Raw genomic sequence first — 22,555 nt, 5'->3', positions numbered from 1 at the left:
ATTGGTTGTTGGCTGTTGTTGGATAATAGTTATTCAGATCTAGCTGCAAAACTAAAAGCTATTCGTTATTCTTTGAATATTCTTTGGTTGATAACATTCTATTTTACTTTTTAAAAAGAGAATGTAGAGCTACAAAAAATGAACCAACAAATATTACAATATCAGAAATGTTAAATACTATTTTCTTTAAAAACTTAAAGCTAAAATAATCTACCACATATCCTCTGGTTATTCGGTCATAAACATTACTCAAGGCACCGCCTAGTATGAGGGAAAGCGCAAACTTAAGTAATCTATCACCTTTTCTGGGAAGCAGGAACAGGAAAACCAGAAGTATTATTCCAAGCAGCGTTAAGGATATATTCTTAACAAGTTTTGCATCCTTTTCCAGGAAATTGAGCATGGCTCCTTTGTTGTGATAGCGCTCCAGGATGATGTTTCCATTAAATATTTCTTCCTTTTTGTGCATTTCCTTGTTATCTTCGATGTATTTTTTTATTTTAATCTCCAGTAAAAAAATAACTGCTGCAATGGTTATATAAATCAACTGCTCCACCTCCTGTTGGTCGTTATGTTGTAACTGTTTGTTTCATTAAGGGATATCTCTTATTGTTATTGTTGGTGTTAGTATATTATTTTTTTAGATATTGCTTTTTATTGAAATTAAATTAACTGAATTTTTATTAACGGTTATTATTTACTGATATTTTTCTTTTAGATTCATCTTAGACTCATCTTCTTTAATTCATCTTCTCAATTTGTCTTCTTAATTAGTCTTCTTTATTTCATCTTCTTAATTTGTCTACTTAATTTGTCTTCTTTATTTCATCTTCTTAATTTGTCTACTTAATTTGTCTTCTTTATTTCATCTTCTTAATTTTGTCTTCTTTGTTCATCTTCTTTATTTTATTTGAAAGTAAGAACATAATAAACAGTAATAATCAGTATATCTTATTAAATCTTTCTTTAATAATCTAACGTAAGTATAACAAATTATTCCATACCAATCAATAGAAACAGAAATATTCTAAGATAATTTTGTCATATAGAATCAATGCATAATAATTAATTGTTAAGTAAACTCTTTTCGTAACTCCGCTGCCTGCTGCCTATATAAAATGGCTTGTTCAATATTTCCACCTTTTTCATAGCAGTCTGCTAATCTAGCAACAGGATAATCCTTACTATAACGAATATACAACTCAACTTCTGTTTCATATGCGGCATTCATAAACCATATAGCTGCTTCCTGATAATCCTCATTGTTAAAATAATACTCACCCAGATCGTAACACACCTCTGCACTTGCATTACCTGATGCAAGGTTTTTCAAAGCATGCTTTAGTATAAGCCCAGGATCATTTTTTATACGTCCACAGTGTACCAATACACATTGTATTACCTTTAACAATTCAGGAGCGGAATCACCCGCTAGAACCTTTATAAAATATGGTTCTGCTTTTAGAAAATCTTCATTATCTCCTGCTACAAAAAGTTCTCTGGCATACATGCCAAGTAACTTATCTGACAGGGTTATCCCTTTATTGATCAGTTTGTTAAAGAAATTAAAATCTCTGGAGGCATGATTACTCTCAGGCATATGGATAATTTCAATCTCACTGTCGTAAATAATGGGATTTATTTGTACTGTTTCGTGAATAGGATCAACCCAGGAAAACTGGCGCAGCCGCTTATACAGCTTTGGTCTATACTCTTTGTCAAAATTATACGTCGTATTGAATTCCAGCTGATTTGTATAAAACATCTGTACAATATCGATTTCAGGTAATAAACATTGTTTTAGTTTGTAAAATCTTTCTCGGTTCATCTCATCAATATATTCATCAGCATCTGCAACATAGATATAATCCATAGCTGCTTTTGAGAAGGAGAAGTTCCTGGCAGCAGCAAAGTCATCTATCCATTCAAAGTCATAGATCCTGCAATTATATTTTTCTGCGATTCGTTTTGTATTATCAGTTGAACCGGTATCTACAAGAATAATTTCATCCACTAAACCATCAAGGCTCTTCAGGCACCTGTCCAGGACTCTTTCTTCATTTTTTACAATCATACATGCACTTACGGTTATCATATGTAGTCTCCTTTCAAATGGATGTATCCATTGCAGACATGCAGACAAAGGCTTGCTATATTGATACAAATAGTATTTGTTAAATATATACAAAAGAATTTTGTTTATTGCTTCGTCATTTTATCCTGTATTACGCTATATTTTATGGCAAATCTTACAATTTCAATGTTTTAATACATTTTTTATATCTTTGCATAAATTATAATCGACATTTATATTTATAAATACTTATTTTTAGACAATCAATGTAAAAACCTTGTAAATACTGGCTTTTTGGAGTTTTTTCCCCGATGTTTGGTTATTTTGTCCATAAATATACAATTACATTGTATGATTCGCCTAGTACTTTGTGCCTATTAGACAAAGACTTTGTAAATTTATGGTTGTCAATCTGCACAACTATTCTGGAATTAATCGTCATATTACCAATATTGTACAATCATATTAGTCGTGCTATAATACACATATAGCAAGAACAAATGCTTGCTATCACTTCTATATAACTGATGTTCCTATAATTATTTTGTTCTTGCTCCTTTCATTAGGGGAACACGGTTTCTACTGCTCTAGATATATCTATAGTGAATTCGAAATTGGAGTTTTTAGGACGGGGATGGTCTAAGAACTCCTTTTTCATGTTTTTAATGTTATACTATTAAATATTTATTTTATTTAAAATTCTCCATAAATTTAATTTTATTTTCTTTTGCTAATTCATTCGGTCTACTTAGATTTCCACGTGACTCATTCTTTACCTTGACTTCTAAGAAAATCGTTCCCTCTTTTAATTTCACAACCTGTAAACTTTGTTTTAATTCTGACATACTATTAATGCAGTTTGAGTATGTATAACCACAGTTATCTGCTATTATTGAGTAGGGAAGCCCAACAGCTGCTGTCGGCATACCACCGACTGATTCATGCGCATCATTATTCAAACATATATGAATCAAGTTTCGAGGCATCGTTTTTCCTATAAAAGCAAGATTTCCCATGTGCATCAGTGTAGCACCGTCACCATCAATACAATAAACTTTTTTATTAGGTACTGATACTGCAATTCCGGATGCAATCATGGATGCATTCCCCATACCTCCAACCGTTAGAAATATCCTGTCATGATTTCCATATATATTATTGCTCTGTTCATAAACTTCTCTTGATATCTTACCCGTTGTGGATACTATAAGACTATCTGATTCTGCATATTGTAAGATAGTTTTTATTACCTCTTCCCTTGATAGCTCTTCTTTACTATCAATGTATTTATTATTAGTATTTTCTATAAACGTTCCTTGAGTAACTATCATTGCATACTGTTTATTATTGTTTATTTCCCGTATTGCTTTTTGGAAAATTATATTTAATTCTTCTTCTGTAGTTAAATTACTTAATATACTATATTGTATATTGAGGTCCTCTAATAAGTTTAAAGTAATTTCCCCCATAAACTTATGTTGGGGCTCATCTTTTTTTCCAGGTTCTCCTCTCCACCCGATTACAAGCAGCATAGGTATATCATAAACTTTTTCATTCGCTAAAGAAGTAATAGGGTTAACAATATTACCCAATCCACTATTTTGCATATAAATACAGGCCGGTCTCCTTGTTGCTAAATAAGTTCCTATTGCTAATCCGACCGCCCCTGCTTCGTTTGCTGTTATATAATGTTCGAACTTCTCTTCTGTAATACCATTCACATAATCGCAGAATACTTTCAATGTTGAATCTGGAACTCCAGTAATAATATTAATATCCAGATGTTTTATAGCTTTTGCAAAACTATTTACCTTCATAAAGTTACCTCATCCTCATATTTGGAATAATAATTTTATCAATAATTAGTTGTGCTACAGTATCTATTTCTTTATAATTCACAACTTTCGGTAACTCCACTCCAAAATTATTTTTTACTTTATCTAACAATATATCTGTGTAAACCAAGTTTCCATTATTAATATCCTCAATACCATCTAGTTCCATAGATTTTTTGTTTGCCACTCTCATATCATCTATAGTAAAGGTTAATGTATTAATATAAATATTACATTCTTCTTGTCCATCAACAGTAACTGGATACCCGCCTATTTCTCCAAATACTCCGGGTGAGAAAAAGTTGATAATTTTTTTATAACGAACAGCATTAATTATAGACATAATAATATCATAATTACTGGAAGCATTCATCATATTTCTTTTCGAATCTGTTGGCATCACTATCTTACATCTCTTCAGAATTTCATTTTGATCAATATTTAACTCATTACCATCATAATAAATTTTTAGTAATTGTTCTACCTTTTCATTATGTCCTTCTTTGCTTATAACGACATCATGGAAATGACCAGTTGCTAACACGACCTTTATCTCCCAATAATCATCAATATTCAGCATGTCAGCAACAGCATACTTTATCCTTGGTATAAGGTGGTTCAAATTTCCACTCCCAAAATCGGGATATGGTTTTTCTGCAGATTTTAACCAAGGAATAACAGCATCTGAATACGAAGTATTTATTACAATGGCATTTGTATCAGCTTTCTCACATGCCTCCATTATATTCTTTATATATTTTATAGCTAGCGGCGTCCATATTCCATAGGCTCTAAGTTTATTCCATGATATACTTCCATATTTTAGTCCTGCATAAACACGGCTTGAATTAATAATAAAATTAGGATTGTATTTTCTTATGCACATTTCTAATTTCTCAATACATTCAAAGTCTATATTACCTTCTACTATAACAGTTGATCTATTTTTATTTCTTATTAGTGAACTTATTCTTACTATATTAATATCAGACTCAATTTTTTCTTTATTTCTTCCCAAAACAACTATTTCAAATCTCTCATTTTCCGTACTTAATAAATAATCCAAAAGATAAGTACCTACGCTACCTAACCCCAATATCATTATTACTATTTTATTATTATTAATGCTTTTAGTCATATAATTTAATCTGTTCTTCAATGATTTCATTATTAACCCCTTTCTTCTGTAACTCAACTTCTTGCTTAACAAAGCATATAAACTAAAATTTGTAATAGGACGCCGTACTATGACTAATTCTTTTTTCAGGAGGTGGCAATTCCATATAATCCCCATATTCTTGAGTTAACCATCCGTTGTAATCAGATGGTGCATAGAAATTATGCCCTTCAAATTCTAATTCTGTCAATTCAGTAAACCAATTTTTTTTAAGTCCTCTTTTTTGAGGGAATGTAAGTGCCCTAAATTCTTCACAATTTTTTTCATTAAATAATCTAGCCAATAAATTTATGACGCATATAGGTACACTTCTTGGTATGAGGCTCAATAATTTGTACCATATTCTTAGTTTTTTATTTCCACTAAGTTTTGCTCCGACCGGAGACCATAGAATTTTGCGTACAGCATAACAAATACAATTATGAATTTTTCTCAGAATATTATTTTGGGGAATACCATCTGATACAAAAATATCTATATAAACTCCATTTTTAATACCTAAATGTTCCTGACCAGTTCTTATATATATAGTGTCTTTTTTTAATATTTTTGCGTATCCCCATCTATATTTTAGATCACTGCTGAAATTCTGTAAAAAAAACAAGTTACTATCAAGATTTTTTTCACATGCTTTCGTAAACTTAATATATTCAGAACGTAACATTCTAATATCAATATCATCATCCCAGGGAATAAAACCCTTATGTCTCACTGCTCCAATCAGTGTTCCTCCACAAATATTATATTTTATTTCATTCAATCTACAGATTCGATCGATTTCTATTAATAGTTCCAATTCAATAAATTGCATTCTTCTTAAACTTTCTGTATCCATTTCCATAACTGACATATTGATTTCTCCCAACTTAATCATGTAGTATCTGTTTTGTTACAGGAGTTTATATCTGGAAACAGTGTGATGATTGACTCTTTTTTCAATAGGTGGCAGTTCCATATATCTGTTACCAAAACACTCCACCAACCACCCATCATATTGTTTGGGTGCTAAAAACTTATGATTTTCAAATGTTAATTCCGTTAAATGTACATGCCATTCTCTCATTAACCCAAACTTCTGTATTTCCTCATCATCAAACACACTTTTGTCAGCTTTTAATCCCATACATCCGACTCTTTTTGAATACCTTTCATCATACCTTTTTGACAAAAGGTTAAAAATACCAAATGGTATTTTAGCTGGTACGAGGCTCATTAAAAAAAACCCAATCTTTTTAATGGACCATTTTGTAACCCTAGCTCCAACTGGTGACCATAATATCTTTCTACTTATTAAAGCAAGTATAGAATATATTCTTTTTTCTATTTTCCGTTCCGGTACACCATCTGAGGGAAAAATATCTATAAAAATACCCGTCTTTTGCTTCAAATTCTCTTGTCCTACTCTTACGAATTCTGTATCATTTCTTAATATTCTGGCAAACCCCCACCGATATTTTTTATCTGTATGATGATTTTGTAAGAAAAATTTAGTAACATCTAATTCAGTCTCACATGCCTTGCAAAACTTATTATATTCACTTCTTAACATTCTAACATCTATATCATCATCCCAGGGGATAAAACCTTCATGCCTTACTGCTCCTAAAAGAGTACCTGCACATAGATTATATTTTATATTTTTCTTTCTACAGATTCTATCTAGTTCTATTAACATTTCTAATTCAATTTTTTTTATTTTTTCCAAATCATCAACTGGAATTTTAACTTGTGTAAGCATTGTCATGTTGTTATCCTCTCCACCTAATTATCCTATTTGATATGCTTTTTCTCTTATCAAAATAGCTTCTAATGTCTTTTCTCCACAAGAACCATCTGTGTTTACAACTGACTTATGAGAGAAAGTGACTCTATCTTCCCTTAACAAATCAGTATCATTACAAACCATATCAAGAAACTGGTTTAAATTAATGCCATCTTCCTTAAAATAATTATAAAAATAATCACAAAATACAATATAATCACGATTTTTTATGCTTCCTTTTAGAAGATAAACTGGTTTGTTGGTAAATGTATATTGTAAAACTAAAGAGCTATAGTCACTTATCATAGCACTTGAATAGGTAAAAGATAATTTAATATCCTCCGATTCATCTATTACACCATTACCAGAACTTTCGAACAAACTTAATATCCTATTAAATTTATCTTTGCTTTCAGGCCTCATGGCCAATAAAGTAGTATATAAAAGTGGATGAGGTCGCCAAATTAATCCTAGTTCATTATGAAATAAGATTGATTTAATTAGTTCTTCTAATTCATCTAGCCAGCACTTATTACTTAAGAATGTATGTATGCTCGAATTAAGAAGTATAACTTTTTTATTCTTAAATTTATTGTTCCATTCAATATTACTTTTTTTCTCAGTGTTTACTTTATTAACAATATAGTCTAATTTTGGGCTTCCTGTAACCAAAAGCTTGTCTTTATTATAACCAAAAAAAGCATATGCTTCTTTTAAGTTGTCATTCTGAAGTACTATATAATCTGAGTTAACCCCTCCAGTTGTTACACAGGAAACCATATTTTCAAATTTCAAACAATAACCAGCCATATAATATGGAACATAAATTAATTTTGCACCTGATTCCTTCAGTTTTCTCGAATAAAAATTACTATCAACTTCAACTACCTTATTATTAGCATCATAGGGGTTATGAATAAAAACTAAATCTGGCTTTTCAGATTCCATTTGGTATTTTTTATAATCGGTTATAGGTACTTTTTTACTAAATTCTAACCCCTCATATTTTAATTGTCCTAGTTTTTTCGCATTGTCTTTTTCATAATATGGTATTGGTATTACATTGCAGATACAATTTTCTTTGCTAAGCGCAGCCTCATATATACTTTCTAGGGAATCCCACATAGAAATTTTATATGGAAAAAATGCAATTTTAATATGAATAGGCAGTGTATAGATTAATTGCTTAACCTTTTCTATTTTAAAATACGCTTTACTTAAAATATAATCTATTGAATTATTAATCAACAAAGATTCATTTAATTCATATATCAGTTCACATAACTCTTCAAGTAAAAGTATGATTGGATGTTTGCTATCAAGTTCACATTCCAATGTTTCCCCTACTTCGATTGCTACTCCTTGCATTTGTTCTAACATAATATAAATATCGGAATTAAATGCCTTCTCTTCATTAATAATATTCATACCTTTAAGTATCAAATCAATATTTTTAATAATATTATTTCTATCTGTTAATTTCATTAAGGTTCTCCCAGAAGCATTTACGATAATCTTCACGTGTATTACAATTAATCCAATTTTTTATACCAACTACGGCAGCATTAATACCATATGAATTAAAATATTTTTCTATGAAATCTAAATTTGTGCCTTCCCAGAACAATGAGTTAGTTGAGTTAAATAGCATCTTAACAACTTCCATATTTCGTAATTTCCACATTTGAGCTGAGTTGTATATTGCTTTTATATTACCATGTAATACAACTCCCTTGTGCTCTGTATCATAGACATATTTAATATAGTTATTCTCCTGCATATATACAACTACGGATTTATCAGCATAAATTGGTTCATAAGTATGTGTAAAGCAATTTTCCTTCAACATTATAAGAGATTTAAATGAACGAGCATCAAAATACAAGTCGCCTTCAATTAATACGATTTCATCACAAAGTGGTTCTTTCAAACATTCAATCAGTCCTAATTTTAGACTATATCCAGTTCCATATGTTTGATAAAATGCATTTTCAATACAGATTATTTTTTCTTTTATAAATCCACAATAACTATTTATATAATCCAAGAGTATTTCATACTGATAACCCCCAATTATTATAATCTTGTCAAATTCTTCACTCATACTTATAATGCGATATAAAAGCGTATTTTTTTCATCCCCTTCATAATATAAACATTTTAAAATCTTATTTTCGTATCCTTCATTAAATCTGCTTGAAACTCCTGCAACTGTTAGCAACAAAGTTTTCATACTACTCCTTAATATTTCTTATATAATCAACGCAGGATTGAATACCATCCGTTAAACTTACTGTTGGTTTCCATCCTGTAGATTTTTTTAATTTATCAGTTGATAACCAGCGTCTTTCAGGATCATTCTCTCTGAATCCAGAATACTCAACCAAATAATTATCCAACTTCAATTTTGATGCACAAAGATATACTAACTCCAAAATGCTTATTTCTTCTTCTGTGGCAACATTATATGTTGTACCATCTAAACACTCCTCATTAGTCAGCACAGCTAAAATAGCCTTGCAACTATCTATGTTATTTAGAAAAGTTCTTTTATTTTTTTTAGAGTTTTCCAATAATACAACTTTATTTTCATTTAAAAGACTAACAATAATATGCGGAATAATATGCTTTGAAAAGAGTTCATTTTTACTATAAACATTTGCAAATCTTAAAGAACATCCTAAAATCTTCTTCTTATCTACAGCATCCTTTATAAAAAATTCAGTAAGAAGTTTTCCTGTTGCATAACTAGTTCTTTGGCTATTTTCAGCGGTTGCTAAGGTAATAAACTCCTCTTCTTTTAGACCTGTGGGACTCCAGGATTGCATTGAATATACTTCTGAGGTGGAACAATTAATATAAATATTTGCACCAAGCTTTATTGCCTGCTCCAGAAAATTTTTCATACCAATTACATTCGTATTAAATGTATCATGAATGTGATAAAAATGCTCTGTATGTACCACTGCAGCACAATTAATATAGATTAGTCTATCATAGTTTATTTTTTCCTTTTCTACTAACTTTTCCAACCACTTCATTTGAGTTTCATCGAGAATATCGCCTTCAAAGAATGTTAAACCTGGATTATCTAATATATTCTTTATCGTATTAATTGATGAAGCAAAGAAATTATCAAATCCGATTATGTCTCCTCCTTCTTGTTCTAAGATCTGTCGAGCTAACTCATTACCTGTCATTCCAGTCATACCACTGATTACATATAATCTTTTCATATTCCCTCCTTATTTGTTAGGAATTAAGGCTAAAACATCATTAATTGACATACAATATTCATCAGCTTCCATACACCTTTCATTCTGTAGTATAGATATAGCTGTATTTTTCATTGCTGGAAATGCAGCTCGAAGTAAATGATTTGCATAAATAACAGCATTCACCCCATGCAGTTTAAATTCATTTTCGTATACCGAATTGAATGTTGTTGGCACTACTACAATTGGCGTTTCCTGATCTTTCTTTCTAAAAATATCACAAAAACAAAATATTTCATCTGGAGATTGTTTGCGGGAATGTATCATAATTCCATCCGCCCCGGCTTTAACATATGCCTCCGCCCTTGTTAAGGCATCTTCAAGACCTTTATCTAATATTAGACTCTCTATTCTGGCAATTAACATAAAATTGTTAGAAACTGTTGATGATTTACCAACCCTAATTTTCTCGCAAAAATTCTCTATGCTATCCTGATGTTGTTCAACATCATTTCCTAATAGTGAATTTCTCTTTAATCCAACCTTATCTTCTATAATAACCGCTGATACTCCAACCCGTTCCAATGAACGAATATTATATGAAAAATGTTCAATTTGTCCTCCCGTATCAGCATCAAAAATAATAGGTTTTGTCGATACTTCCATGATTTCTTCGATAATACGTATACGGGATGTAAGATCTACCAACTCAATATCTGGTTTACCCATCGATGCCGAATCACACAAACTCGAAAGCCACAAAGCATCAAACTTTCTTTTTTGATTATCCTTTATAATAGATGTATGTTCAACAATAAGAGCACTTAGTCCATCATAAGCAACCATTATTCTTACAATTTCATCAGATAAGAGCTGTTTTCTTAATCTCTGTCTTCGTACTTCAGGTAATCCACGTAGGTCCTTCATTGATATGTTAAACAAATCCATGTTTGAACTTTTATAATAAGGAACTTCTACAATTTCTCCATTCCATTCTTTTATTACTTCGGCAACACGATCTTTTACCTTTTTTTGATAACCGTTATTCCAGTTGTCCCCATGTATAACAATATCAGGCTTTATATTTCTTAGATTTTCATCATAATATATATCATTTTGTTCAACTACATGTGAAACCCCTTTAATTCTTTCGATTATTTTCATTCTTTCACTTCTTGGTATTATAGGATACTTTTCATACATTGCCACACAACTATCGCTGAGTATACCAACAGTAACTTCACCTAATTCTGCGGCTTTTTCTATTACCTTTATATGACCTGTTTGAATAATATCAGTAGAAATACATGTATATACTTTTTTCATCTAAATACCTCTTTCTAAACGTACTTTATAAAATTCATCTATTTCACGTGTAAAATAATTCTGCTCTTCTTCAATATCATATCTAACATTCATTAACTTTACCGCTTCTGTAAATATATTAAGAACCGCAAAAGAAGCATTGGGATTGTGATTCCTTGGTTGTCCAACTGAACCTGGATTTATAAATAATGTTCTCTTTTTATTTCTGTATTTTTGATCATCATTACTATAAAATTTGTAAAATGCATGAGGAATATGAGAATGTCCTGAAAACACATAATCATAATCCATATAATATCCTTCCACCTCTTCCGGATCTATACTTTTCCAAAAACAATCATTCAGTGATCCATGTACAGCAAGACAACTCCTACCAGCTAAACTGAACTCCGCCTTTCCACTAGAAGACATTTTTTCGAGATATTCCCTAGATTCTTTTGTTAAAATACTTGAAGTATATTGTGCCGATTGTATCCCCCTTAACGATGAAAATCTATCAAAGTTATTCATTAATATAGCTTCTTCATGATTTCCAAAAATATTAACTATTATATATTCCTTTGGTATTTCACTTAGTAATGAGATTACTTCATTTGACCTCGCACCATAATCTATAATATCACCCAATATGATTATTCCATTAATATCTGTTAGTTGTACACTTTCGAGAATTTTTTTTAAAGCATTACAATTACCATGAATATCTGATAAAATCAAATACTCTCCATTCATAAAAGTCAGCACCCTTTCCATAGCATTTTATACAAGTTATTTGTCTATCTTTCATTATACATAGCTAATCTTCAGACTTGCTTAGTATTAACTAATTTTCAAATAACCTTTATTATGAAACTAATATTTTTTGAATACTACCTTAATCTCTTAAATTAAGATTTAGGTTCTTACTCATTAAATAAGTACTAAATATCAATTCATCATGATTACCCCTTTTTCATTCCATGACCATATTATCAATAATTTTTTTACTTCCTACACTTTCTTTTAAGATAGTCAGAACATGAATTCAACCATTGCATATCATAACCTTATGTCTTTTGTTTGAAGCATATTGAGTATTATCTATCTAATATTCATTACTTTCAAGCTTATCCTCTTAACTCTTTTAATCTCATTTTAGCAACTTCAAAATCTCCACATTTAAGATAGTAGTATTTCGCTTTCTCATATGCTTCTAAACATTCATATATGACACCTATATTATAATACGATAAATAGTCATTAATACCTTCCATCTTTGCCTTTGGTAATTGTGTTGCTTTCTTAAATTCATCAATTGCTTCATTTATTTTACCATTGTTCATCAGAATTAAAGCTATCAAAAAAACAAAATCTGCTGATTGGCTAAACTCATCATAAATGTTAAGCAAACCTAATGCAGTATCATATTGTTCAGTATTTATCAAGGTATATCCGTAACTTTCTACCATATCTTGAACATATTCAAGTTTGGTATTTAGGTCAAAACTAAGAGCTTGTTCAAAATAATTACATGCCTTATTGTAGTCCTCTTCCATGTAATAACTCTTTCCTAATTGATATAAAATATATGGGTCATTTTCATTTTGTTGCAATGCTTTTTCCAGAAGACTAATATTGCGACTAGTTTTTTTTCTTCGTACCTCCAAATCTCCTTCGTAACCAACATGCAGAACTGAAATAGGTAGATTAACAGTGGTATTCCCATTGGTATCATCTGGCCACCCAATTCTTCCCTTACTGCTATCTAACAAAGTTATCTGTTCATGTATTATACCCTTGTATCTATAATATTCTTTTGGAAATAGTCGATTTAAACGTTCTTGAAATCTAAACAAATTTCCTTTACGCGTATATTCATTTGTTAGAAGTATACGACCTATCATAAAAGGATTATTTTCAATTAATCGCTTTACTTCATTTATATCAATACTTTGAATAAATTCATCACCATCTAGTACAAGAATATAATCATTACTTGCTTTACTGATAGAAAAGTTGCGAGCAGCCGAAAAATCATCTCTCCAGCTATAATCATATACTTTGTGTGTATATTTCTTGGCTATCTTTTTGGTACCGTCCGTTGATCCAGTATCTACAATTACTATTTCATCCATATACTCAGCTATATTGCGCAAGCAGTAATCAAGATTATGCTCTTCATTTTTTACAATCATACATAGACTAATTTTAATCATGTAATCCCACCACTTTCATCATCGCTGTTAACGTCTTTACATAAGTATGATTCTTTTCAACTCTGTCTCTTCCATTTTGCGCTATCTTCTGCCGTTCACTATCATGCTTTAAATACCAACTTACCTTATCTTTCAGTTCTTCTATACTACCGTAATAAACATAATCGACATCAGGCTCAAAATGTTGTAAGAAATCCTCTTGATAATTAGTAAGCAGAAATCCACCAGCCCCTAAAATATCCATAGCTCGGAGCGGTATCCCTGTCTTAATACTTCTCAGAGTTATATTTAGATTTATTTTAGCGTATCTAAATGCAAATGGCATTTCGTCGTAATAATCTACTTTCCCTCTGTTAATTACTTTTCCAAAACAAGAAGTAGCATCCGTTGTATAATGATACACTTGGTAATCTTCAGCCAACTGTGTTAAAATTCTTGTACGTTCCAGATAAGCCATGCGACGGCAAAGGAAAAAATCTGTATAGATTGATTCTTTGTCTGTAAAGGCTCCTTCCGGTATATCTACTGGCATACTATCACTAATTTTCTTTAAAATCTGGGGTGTAAGGCTTTCTTTCAGGAAATTATAACCATAGACTTTCATTTGAGCTTCCATGATACCTTCAAGATAACCAATAAGATAGGGATCACTCGCTTTTTCTTCTAATCGTTCATAAAGATTATGTTCATCGTTATAAAGTGAACCTACGAATCCCACTTCACATTGATAACGTTTTCTATCCAATTCACTTTGCTTTAATTTAGCTAATCTATCTATGTTTACTGCCAAAGGACTATAAAATACAGTTGTAACACCTTTTTGCTGCAATTCAAGGGCAACCGCCTGATCAAAAATAAATACATAATTACATTCATTGATTATACTGGGATAATATACTTTGAGACTTGGGCTGTCATATACCCAGGACAGGTACTTTCTACCATATCTATAGCATGCCTCTGATAGAGTTGGAAAAAAATTAAAGGAGAATATTACATCAATCTTATTGTTCTCAAGTATAGCTCCTAACGATACTACGAAATCCCAATCAATACCAACATGACTGGAATCACTAATCTCTATTTCATAAACCTCTGCTCCCATCTTATGAAATGCCTCTATTACATCTGTAGCGCCTAGACACTGCCAATTAGCATATAATATATTCAAATATACCACCTACGCTTCTCTTGTACTATTGCATTACTATTTGCATCATTTGCTTCACTTGCTTATCAAAAGTGAGGCACTCTTCTATTCGTTTTTGACCATTCTTCGCTATTTCTCTCCGGTGATCTTCATTTTTTAAGAAATAAGCAGCTTTCTCCAGCAAATCCAATTCACTTTCATATACTACTAAGTCTTCTCCGATCTGAAAATGATCACTTAACTCTTCCTGATAGTTGGTTAAGCAAAATCCACCTGCAGACAATATATCCATTGTTCGCAGGTTTATCCCTGTCTGTATGCACCGTAAAGTGGAATTAATATTAATTTTGCTGTGTCTAAATAATTTATACATTTCATGTCCATAGTCAATTGTACCACAATTTTCTATGTTTTGGTTCTCTATCTTTTCATAGGAATACAATTTCACTTTAAAGTATTTAGCCAAATTATTAAGAATACTTTCCCGTTCTAGATTAGCAACTTTTTTAGCTAAAAATAAGGATGAAAAAATTATTCTATCGTCAACGAAAAACTGGTCTCCTAAGTCAAATTTCACATATTTCTTTATATCTTCTATTATATTGTCAGTTAGCAATTCAGGCATTAAGTAATACCCATAAATCTTCCTCTGAGCTTCCATTACCCCATCCAAATATCCTCTTAACTTTTCTGGAAGAAAAACTATATTGTCATAGAAGTTATTATTTTTATATAGATTACCAACAAAAGTTATATCTGAACAATAACTTTCTGGCTCCTCTGTTTTGTCTACAACACCAGCAAGAGGAAGATGATAAACTGTCCGAATTCCTTTGTGATAAAGTTCTTCATACTGTTTCTTATCAAATAAAAAAATATAATTATTAGTATTTGCTATTTCAACGGAATAGAGATGAAGTAAAGGGCTGTCATATACCCATGCAATATATTTACAGTTCGCTTTCTTCGTTACTATAGAAAGTATCGGAAAGAAATTAAAGGAACAAACCACATCATATCTGCCATCTAAAATAACTTTTGTAATCTGTTCTTGTAAATTTTTATCCTCATCTTCTGATAAAGAAGCAAATATCATTTCAGTCACATTATGTCCATTGCACTTCATTGCATTTATCCAATTAACTACCCCGTAAGATGACCAACTAATAAATAATATTTTCATACTAAAATGCCTCGCTAAGTAAATAAAACATATCTGCAATCCTGTGCTCTAATGTATAAAGCTCTTCAATTTTTTTCTTCCCTTTATTAGCAATTTTTTCTCGTTCCTCTTCATGTGAAATGTAATATTTTATTTTATCCATTAAATCCTTATTATCCTCATAAAGTGCAATCTCATCACCAATACAAAAATATTCTTCCATTCCAGGTTGATAGTTCGTCAGTATAAATCCACCTGCTCCCATAATGCGAAGAATATCATAAGGTATCCCCGTTTTCCATTTTCTTGATGTTATATTTACATTAATCTGACTAATTTCAGTGTTAATTTTATAAATCCCTAGGTTTTCAATAAGCTTTACCACTTCATCCCGTTCATCTTTTGTAATCGTATCGCATAGAAAATCATCAATCATGTCTGAAACAGCTTTCTTTGTATAGTCCTTCCCTTTATCTTCTTCTGACAGAACTCCTTCTATTTCGTTTCTTAATTTCTTTGTTAAAAGCTTAGGAAGAAAATGATAACCATATACACGTTTTTGTGCTTCTACCATTCCCCTGATATAACCTTTTAGGTATTCTCTGCTATCATCTTTCAAATAATAAATAGGATATTTAGCATCCAGGAAACAAAGTCCCACAGTGTCAGGCATTATGTTTACATCTTTTATCGCTGCTCCTGGTGACAAGTAGAAAATATGTCCAGGGTTATTCTTATAAAACTGTTTTGCAACTGTTTCTTCACCGATAAAAATATAATTGATTGAGTTCTTTATTGTATCCGAGTACAATGTATTCCAGAATTCTCTTATTATCCATGAAATATATATTTTGTGTTTCATACTACAAACCCTTGAAATTATAGGAAGATAACCTATACTCCAAACCATGTCAATTGACTTTTCATCGATAAAACTCACTAATGCTTGAAAATATTCCAGATCATAATCTTGATCATTAATTGCTTTGCGAAATACATATATTTCGTATCCCAACTTTTCCAGAACCTCTGCTATAGATGTTTCAATCTCTTCTCCCACACTGCAAATAACTATATCCATCCGCGTTGCTCCATTTCCTCTACTATCTGAAACATTTCCTTTAATCTAATTTTATAACTATGGTATTTTTTTACTTTCTCATATCCACTTTTTGCAATTTGCTGACGTTCCTCCTCATGTTCCAGATAGTAATCGATTTTTCTCATCATATCATCTTCGTCTAAAAAATAATCAAAATCAACTCCAGGTTCGAAATGTTTTAAGAAGTCTGCCTGATAATTCGTCAGTAAAAAACCTCCTGACCCCATAATATCCCAGGCTCTAAGCGGAATACCCGTCTGGATGGAACGTAAAGTCATATTTAAGTTTATCTTACTCAAGCGGAATACCAAGGGCATTTCTTTATAGTAATCCACTGAGCCTTTATTAATAACTTTTTTAAATTTACCTATATTGCTATGCGTATAAACGTTTAGTTTGTATTTCTTTGAAATACGTTTTATCATGTTACTTCGTTCTTTTAAGGTCACAGCTTGTCCAAGGTAATAATTTGCATATATCATATTTTTTGATGCAAGCGCACCATGTCCATGTAATTTAACGACTAGCTTATCTACCATATCACTGATATCTTTGGGTTCTAAAATTTCTTCTAAAAAGTTAACCCCTTGAATTTTTGTTTGAGCTTCTATCACAGCATCTAAATATCCTTTATGGAACTCCAGTTTATTCTTTTTTATTAACTTTGCAAATGTATTCTTATTATCATAAAGAGATCCTACAAATGCTACATCCCCCTCAAATTGTTCTTTTTGACTATCAGTTGCTTGTATTTCATCTAGTTTATTAACCTCAACTGCTAGTGGCATATAGTATACATTTTGAATTCCTTCTTTTTTCAAGCCATCACATAACTTTTGATCAAATGAAAAAATATAACATTCAGGATAATATGCTGTTGTGTCCCATACTCTCGCATATGGACTATCATACAGCCAGGATATATATATTATACCATTTTCATGGCATGCATTAGCTATTGTAGGAAAATAATTAGAACTAAATACTAAATCATAATATTGGTATGATAAAAGTTCTTTTGCCTTATCTTCATATATTTTATTATCATCTATTTCATGATCAAATAATATTCTTTCTACTTCAAAACCTAAATCTATTAATCCTTTTACTAAATGTTCTTTTCCATAACTCTTCCAATCAAAAAACAGTATTCTCATCTTATTACCTCTTGAGCTATTCATAGATTTAAAACTAATACTCTAATTCTACTTTTCATTACCCCAGCTTCTATCTTTAGTATAATCAATTTATCTAATTATTCAATCAGTACTAGCTATATCGACATTTTTCTTCTATGATATAACATTAATATGTATATTTTTTCGTAAAAAAAGAGCCGATATAAATATCGACTCTTTTTTTATGACAGTAATTATCTTAATAATGAAAGAACACCCTGTGTTGCCTGATTTGCCTGAGCAAGCATAGACTGAGCAGCCTGCTGAAGAATGCTGTCTTTTGAGTATCCAACCATTTCTTTTGCCATATCAACGTCACGGATACGGGACTCAGATGCCTGTAAATTTTCAGCTGTATTATCAGCATTAGCAATTGTATGCTCCAGACGATTCTGCATAGCACCCATTAATGAACGTTGTTTTGATACAGATTCTAATGCTTTATCAATTGTTGTAAGTGAAGCTGTAGCAGAAGCGTAATCAGATACACTTGTACTTACACCACTTACACTTAATCCAGCAGCATCCATAGAGTCAATAGAGAAGGAAATACTCTGACCATTATTAGCGCCAACCTGAAGATTTACCTGTGTTAATGTACCATCTAACAATTTCTGCTTATTGAACTCTGTCTGACTAGCAATTCTAGTAAGCTCCTCAGTAAGCTGTCCAATCTCAGCCTGGATTGCATCACGGTCTGCACTAACGTTAGTATCATTAGATGCCTGTACTGTTAACTCTCTCATTCTTTGAAGAATGGAATGAGATTCATTTAAAGCACCTTCTGCTGTCTGAATAAGTGAAATACCATCCTGAGCATTAGTAGAAGCTTTCTCTAAACCTCTAATCTGTCCACGCATTTTCTCTGAAATAGAAAGTCCTGCTGCATCATCACCAGCACGGTTGATTTTGTAACCGGAAGATAACTTCTCAGTTTTCTTAGCAAGGCTACTGTTTGTGATACCTAACTGTCTGTTAGTGTTGGCTGCTGCCATATTGTGTTGTACTATCATAATAAATTCCTCCTTGAATGTTCAGCAGCATCCATGCTGCTGTTGTTTTAAGTAAATTTGTTTTACTTATATTATATATCGACATTATTTTTTAGGACTTTATAGTATAAATAAAAAAATAAATTATTTTCTACTTCTTTTTGTCTAAAAAATAAGATTGTCCTTCTTGATGCTGATTGGCCATATTTTGATGGTATCTATCAGCTGCATGATTCGTTGCTTTAAAACTGCGTATTTCCTGACGTCTTCCTGCTAATTGCATAATTAATCTCTCTTTATTTTTAGATTCCAGAGCTTGTATCACCATACTCTTATCGGTAACATTTCGAATTAGCTTTTGAATCTCCAGGATTTCCGTCTTAATCTGGTCTTTCTTGGCAGGTAGTTCTTTTTCCACTCTCTGGTAAATTAGTTCAAATCCATTCTCTACCTGATTCAGTTGATTAATAGCTTCATCCTTATGATTCATAACCAAATCAAAACTATCCATTGAAAATGGACTCTCTGCAAGAATACTCTCTTGCTCTTTTGTCAGTTCTATTAAAGTGTTTAATAGTTCCTCTTTTTTGCGTAAGGTATCAATAAGAACATTCAGGTAAACTGTATTTTGATTCTCTGCCATTTTATACGCTCTCTTACTTCATCTTATTTGATTTCATAACTTCTTTCCAGGTATCTCTCATCTCACGTGTATACCCTAAAGCTTCTTCTAGTATTGCTTTATCTTTTTTTACATTAGCATCTACAAGACATCTATAAATATACTCATATACTCGATCGAAATCTTCTGCCACCTGATATTTATGATCCAGGGTAGAACGTAGTTCTAGTATAATATTTTCTACTTTAACAATATTTAAGTGTACTTTTTCAACATTACCTTCCTCAAGTGCCATAATTGCTATATTGGTAAATTTTATAGCACCCTCATATAACATTAATGTGAGTTCTGCGGGAGATGCTGTCTGTATCGCATTATTTTGATATGCTAAAGCTGCATTAATAGCCATAATTTTGTCCTCCGCTATTTTTATTCCTTATGTTAATAATCTTATATAATTTTAATTGCCAAATAGTCCAGACAAAGAGTTACTGGTTGACTGTAATTTTGCAAGAGCTGTCTCCATAGCAGAATACTGTTTATAGTAACGATCTTCCATATCCTGAAGTCTGGTTTCCCATGCTGTAATTTGTTTCGTATAATCTGTCACCTGCGACTTCATTTCCTTATCGTTATAAAAGGTCAATGCACTACTTACGGAACTACTTTTCATTTTATCTTGCATAGCTGAGTATAGGTTACTGGTAAGACCAGCCAAAGCATTTGCTACTGCATCTGGATCTGAAGATAATGCTTCCTTTAGCTTATTCGTTTTATCCGAATAGGTAGCATCATCTGAATCTCCTTGTATATGAAGTAGTCCTTTTTCCGTATAAGCCCCCGTAACAATACCAAAACTGGCTAATGAGTAATTCTTGCCGTTTACAGATATACTTCCTTGAAGAGAAGTTCTAAGAGTATTTAATACTCCTCCTAACTTATCATCCCGTCTAAGAAGAGAATCTTTAATCTTATCCTCCCAAATCTCAATCTGTTTATCCGACATGGCTTCTTTTTGTTCATCCGTAAGAGGTTCATAACCTTTAGCTGATGTTGCGTTATACAGAGTATTCATTTCTGTTAATATTTCATTATAACTCTTAACAAAATTTTTGACCATATCATACACAGCTTGTGTATCATTGGTTACACTTACATTTATAGTTGTACCTTCTTGAGCATTTTTTAGATTATAGGTAACTCCAGCAGCTGAAAAAGTATTTCCTGCATTTGTGATTGTAGCACCATCTAATATAATTGTAGAATCAACTGCTGCCTTCAGCTGAAAACCTGATGGTCCTCCAGAACTCACTACAGAAGGCTTCCCATTTACTATGTCAACTTTTATATCAGCAAGCCCTATCGCAGAAAGTTGTCCAGTTTCAACATCAGTTGCATTATTGACTGCATTAGCATAAGCAACTCTTGCTGTTTTATAGTTGTTCATAGCTGTTGAAATTGCTCCATCTGCTTTTAAAGCTTCAACCTCAGTCTTTACTTTTGAAGTTCCTTCTGTTGTAGAGGGATATATAGTAGCAGAATTGCTCATAGCTGTATCTAGTTGCTTATTATATAATTCTTGCGTTTTTTTTGCAAGTGCTGTTGACTCATCAGCATCAATATCGTTTAACAAACTCGTATATTTATCTTGTATTGCCTGATTTCTTTCCGCAACCGTATCAAAGGTTAGCGTCCCGTCATTCATTCCTTTATTGATGTATGCTGTAGCTTCACTCATTATTGCGGCTTTTGAACTGTTTATTGCAGCCTGGGAGAATGTTTTAGGTAATTTTATATTACCATCCGCATCTAATTCATAATATTTCTTTTTAACTGCTGTTTCAATTTCTCCATAAACTTTTTTCGCTTCTTCTGAACCATTTCCAGCGGCTGCTTCCTTTAATTCATCGAGGCGTTCTGCAATAACTGTTTTACTTGCAGCAGTAGTATAGAAACTTTCTTCTGCATCTGTCACCTTTTGCTTTGCTGCCTGAAGCTCCGTCCATGCTGTAACCTTATCTGTTGCTGCATTATAGGCACTTTCTTTCTTCGCTACATCTTCTAACAAAGACTGATAGGTTGATATTTGGGAATCTGATACGCCTGCTGCTGACTTTAATGCCTCTGAGGCTGATTTAAATGCTGCACTTTCCGCCGTATCCAGTTTAAAGGTTTGAATAGAAAAAGCATTCGCTTCACCACTGTTTTTACCTGTAATGAAGAATCTTCCCTGTGCCTCGTCAAAACTTGCGGTAAGCCCAGCTGTTTTCATGGTATTTACAAGATCATTAATTGTAGTAGTTGCAGTAATCTCGAGACTTTTAGTAGTTGCGGTACTGCCTGTACCAGATGTAATCTTAATTACATTTCCTACATCCATGCCGGCTTCTTTTAAAGTACTGCTGCCCTTAAGCCCTGTTTTACTACCACCTGTTATGTATTGAGCCGAAGCAAGTTGCTTTATCTCAATCGTATGTGATCCACTACCAGCAGAGGCGCTAGCCGTTGCAGTAACCATATTCTCATTAGAGGAAGTCACCTTCTTGGTAGCGTAATTACCTGCCAGACGTACCTTGGAAAGCTGATCTGTATATAACTTATAAAGCTTTGTATTTAGGTCTGACCATATCTCCTGTTTCCACTCCACCTTTGTCTTCTGTTGTACAAGTTTCGTCTTCTTGGCAGATTTAGCAGACATAAGTTCTTTTATTATAGAATCCGTATCCAATCCTGATATCATTCCAGACATTCTAATTGCCATGAAT

General features: G+C 32.0%; 20 protein-coding genes. All 20 read right to left on the bottom strand.

Annotated elements, in window-relative coordinates:
• Positions 1 to 103: 103 nt before the first annotated feature.
• Positions 104 to 547: a signal peptidase II gene (gene lspA / locus R2R35_RS15320; protein WP_317730700.1), complete on the bottom strand. Its 444-nt coding sequence runs from the start codon at positions 545 to 547 to the stop codon at positions 104 to 106.
• Positions 548 to 1,072: 525 nt separating this feature from the next.
• Positions 1,073 to 2,095: a glycosyltransferase family 2 protein gene (locus tag R2R35_RS15315; RefSeq protein WP_317730699.1), complete on the bottom strand. Its 1,023-nt coding sequence runs from the start codon at positions 2,093 to 2,095 to the stop codon at positions 1,073 to 1,075.
• Between the two features lie 668 nt (positions 2,096 to 2,763).
• Complete coding sequence (aepY, locus tag R2R35_RS15310; RefSeq protein WP_317730697.1) at positions 2,764 to 3,891, bottom strand: phosphonopyruvate decarboxylase; 1,128 nt, start codon at positions 3,889 to 3,891, stop codon at positions 2,764 to 2,766.
• Positions 3,892 to 3,895: 4 nt separating this feature from the next.
• Positions 3,896 to 5,077, bottom strand: coding sequence for a hypothetical protein (locus tag R2R35_RS15305; protein WP_317730696.1), 1,182 nt, complete (start codon positions 5,075 to 5,077; stop codon positions 3,896 to 3,898).
• 52 nt (positions 5,078 to 5,129) lie between these two features.
• The gene (locus R2R35_RS15300) at positions 5,130 to 5,936 is read right to left on the bottom strand and encodes a LicD family protein (RefSeq protein ID WP_317730695.1); all 807 of its coding nucleotides are present in this window, start codon (positions 5,934 to 5,936) and stop codon (positions 5,130 to 5,132) included.
• A 39-nt stretch (positions 5,937 to 5,975) separates the two neighbouring features.
• Positions 5,976 to 6,830: a LicD family protein gene (locus tag R2R35_RS15295; RefSeq protein WP_317730694.1), complete on the bottom strand. Its 855-nt coding sequence runs from the start codon at positions 6,828 to 6,830 to the stop codon at positions 5,976 to 5,978.
• A gap of 21 nt (positions 6,831 to 6,851) precedes the next feature.
• Positions 6,852 to 8,333 carry a CDP-glycerol glycerophosphotransferase family protein gene (locus R2R35_RS15290; RefSeq protein WP_317730693.1) on the bottom strand — a complete coding sequence of 494 codons (1,482 nt, stop codon included), beginning with the start codon at positions 8,331 to 8,333 and terminating at the stop codon, positions 6,852 to 6,854.
• Positions 8,317 to 9,081, bottom strand: coding sequence for a DUF6564 domain-containing protein (locus R2R35_RS15285; protein WP_317730692.1), 765 nt, complete (start codon positions 9,079 to 9,081; stop codon positions 8,317 to 8,319). The genes R2R35_RS15290 and R2R35_RS15285 overlap by 17 nt, the downstream gene beginning before the upstream one ends.
• A gap of 1 nt (position 9,082) precedes the next feature.
• Entirely contained in the window at positions 9,083 to 10,084 is a 1,002-nt protein-coding gene (locus tag R2R35_RS15280) for an NAD-dependent epimerase/dehydratase family protein (protein WP_317730691.1), read from the bottom strand.
• A gap of 9 nt (positions 10,085 to 10,093) precedes the next feature.
• Positions 10,094 to 11,389, bottom strand: coding sequence for a phosphoenolpyruvate mutase (gene aepX / locus R2R35_RS15275; RefSeq protein ID WP_317730689.1), 1,296 nt, complete (start codon positions 11,387 to 11,389; stop codon positions 10,094 to 10,096).
• Positions 11,390 to 12,121, bottom strand: coding sequence for a metallophosphoesterase family protein (locus R2R35_RS15270; RefSeq protein WP_317730687.1), 732 nt, complete (start codon positions 12,119 to 12,121; stop codon positions 11,390 to 11,392).
• Between the two features lie 374 nt (positions 12,122 to 12,495).
• Positions 12,496 to 13,584, bottom strand: a complete 1,089-nt coding sequence (locus R2R35_RS15265; protein WP_317730686.1) for a tetratricopeptide repeat-containing glycosyltransferase family 2 protein — start codon at positions 13,582 to 13,584, stop codon at positions 12,496 to 12,498.
• Positions 13,577 to 14,755, bottom strand: a complete 1,179-nt coding sequence (locus R2R35_RS15260; protein WP_317730685.1) for a CgeB family protein — start codon at positions 14,753 to 14,755, stop codon at positions 13,577 to 13,579. Before R2R35_RS15260 ends, R2R35_RS15265 begins: the two co-directional genes overlap by 8 nt.
• Positions 14,756 to 14,780: 25 nt before the next feature.
• Positions 14,781 to 15,917 (bottom strand): glycosyltransferase family protein, encoded by a 1,137-nt coding sequence (locus R2R35_RS15255; RefSeq protein ID WP_317730684.1) that lies wholly within the window; start codon positions 15,915 to 15,917, stop codon positions 14,781 to 14,783.
• Between the two features lies 1 nt (position 15,918).
• Positions 15,919 to 16,977 (bottom strand): glycosyltransferase family protein, encoded by a 1,059-nt coding sequence (locus R2R35_RS15250; RefSeq protein ID WP_317730683.1) that lies wholly within the window; start codon positions 16,975 to 16,977, stop codon positions 15,919 to 15,921.
• The gene (locus R2R35_RS15245; RefSeq protein ID WP_317730682.1) at positions 16,968 to 18,155 is read right to left on the bottom strand and encodes a CgeB family protein; all 1,188 of its coding nucleotides are present in this window, start codon (positions 18,153 to 18,155) and stop codon (positions 16,968 to 16,970) included. The genes R2R35_RS15250 and R2R35_RS15245 overlap by 10 nt, the downstream gene beginning before the upstream one ends.
• A 215-nt stretch (positions 18,156 to 18,370) precedes the next feature.
• Positions 18,371 to 19,189, bottom strand: coding sequence for a flagellin N-terminal helical domain-containing protein (locus tag R2R35_RS15240; protein WP_317730680.1), 819 nt, complete (start codon positions 19,187 to 19,189; stop codon positions 18,371 to 18,373).
• Between the two features lie 130 nt (positions 19,190 to 19,319).
• Positions 19,320 to 19,811, bottom strand: coding sequence for a hypothetical protein (locus tag R2R35_RS15235; RefSeq protein WP_317730678.1), 492 nt, complete (start codon positions 19,809 to 19,811; stop codon positions 19,320 to 19,322).
• A gap of 13 nt (positions 19,812 to 19,824) precedes the next feature.
• The gene (gene fliS / locus R2R35_RS15230) at positions 19,825 to 20,199 is read right to left on the bottom strand and encodes a flagellar export chaperone FliS (protein ID WP_317730677.1); all 375 of its coding nucleotides are present in this window, start codon (positions 20,197 to 20,199) and stop codon (positions 19,825 to 19,827) included.
• A 51-nt stretch (positions 20,200 to 20,250) separates the two neighbouring features.
• Positions 20,251 to 22,551 (bottom strand): flagellar filament capping protein FliD, encoded by a 2,301-nt coding sequence (fliD, locus tag R2R35_RS15225; RefSeq protein WP_317730676.1) that lies wholly within the window; start codon positions 22,549 to 22,551, stop codon positions 20,251 to 20,253.
• Between the last annotated feature and the right edge of the window lie 4 nt (positions 22,552 to 22,555).

It is taken from the genome of Anaerocolumna sp. AGMB13020 (assembly GCF_033100115.1).
Taxonomy (GTDB): domain Bacteria; phylum Bacillota; class Clostridia; order Lachnospirales; family Lachnospiraceae; genus Anaerocolumna.
Note: the sequence above shows the minus strand (reverse complement) of the source record. Positions and strands in the feature narration are given on the sequence as shown.

Excerpts from the sequence above, each read along its gene's own strand:
- R2R35_RS15280 (WP_317730691.1), bottom strand. The coding sequence starts at position 10,084 with ATGAAAAGATTATATGTAATCAGTGGTATGACTGGAATGACAGGTAAT.
- R2R35_RS15240 (WP_317730680.1), bottom strand. The coding sequence starts at position 19,189 with ATGATAGTACAACACAATATGGCAGCAGCCAACACTAACAGACAGTTA.
- R2R35_RS15255 (WP_317730684.1), bottom strand. The coding sequence starts at position 15,917 with ATGAAAATATTATTTATTAGTTGGTCATCTTACGGGGTAGTTAATTGG.
- R2R35_RS15305 (WP_317730696.1), bottom strand. The coding sequence starts at position 5,077 with ATGAAATCATTGAAGAACAGATTAAATTATATGACTAAAAGCATTAAT.
- R2R35_RS15270 (WP_317730687.1), bottom strand. The coding sequence starts at position 12,121 with ATGAATGGAGAGTATTTGATTTTATCAGATATTCATGGTAATTGTAAT.
- R2R35_RS15250 (WP_317730683.1), bottom strand. The coding sequence starts at position 16,977 with ATGGATATAGTTATTTGCAGTGTGGGAGAAGAGATTGAAACATCTATA.
- R2R35_RS15285 (WP_317730692.1), bottom strand. The coding sequence starts at position 9,081 with ATGAAAACTTTGTTGCTAACAGTTGCAGGAGTTTCAAGCAGATTTAAT.
- R2R35_RS15315 (WP_317730699.1), bottom strand. The coding sequence starts at position 2,095 with ATGATAACCGTAAGTGCATGTATGATTGTAAAAAATGAAGAAAGAGTC.
- fliD (WP_317730676.1), bottom strand. The coding sequence starts at position 22,551 with ATGGCAATTAGAATGTCTGGAATGATATCAGGATTGGATACGGATTCT.
- aepX (WP_317730689.1), bottom strand. The coding sequence starts at position 11,389 with ATGAAAAAAGTATATACATGTATTTCTACTGATATTATTCAAACAGGT.
- R2R35_RS15290 (WP_317730693.1), bottom strand. The coding sequence starts at position 8,333 with ATGAAATTAACAGATAGAAATAATATTATTAAAAATATTGATTTGATA.
- aepY (WP_317730697.1), bottom strand. The coding sequence starts at position 3,891 with ATGAAGGTAAATAGTTTTGCAAAAGCTATAAAACATCTGGATATTAAT.
- R2R35_RS15235 (WP_317730678.1), bottom strand. The coding sequence starts at position 19,811 with ATGGCAGAGAATCAAAATACAGTTTACCTGAATGTTCTTATTGATACC.
- R2R35_RS15265 (WP_317730686.1), bottom strand. The coding sequence starts at position 13,584 with ATGATTAAAATTAGTCTATGTATGATTGTAAAAAATGAAGAGCATAAT.
- fliS (WP_317730677.1), bottom strand. The coding sequence starts at position 20,199 with ATGGCTATTAATGCAGCTTTAGCATATCAAAATAATGCGATACAGACA.
- R2R35_RS15300 (WP_317730695.1), bottom strand. The coding sequence starts at position 5,936 with ATGTCAGTTATGGAAATGGATACAGAAAGTTTAAGAAGAATGCAATTT.
- R2R35_RS15295 (WP_317730694.1), bottom strand. The coding sequence starts at position 6,830 with ATGACAATGCTTACACAAGTTAAAATTCCAGTTGATGATTTGGAAAAA.
- R2R35_RS15245 (WP_317730682.1), bottom strand. The coding sequence starts at position 18,155 with ATGAGAATACTGTTTTTTGATTGGAAGAGTTATGGAAAAGAACATTTA.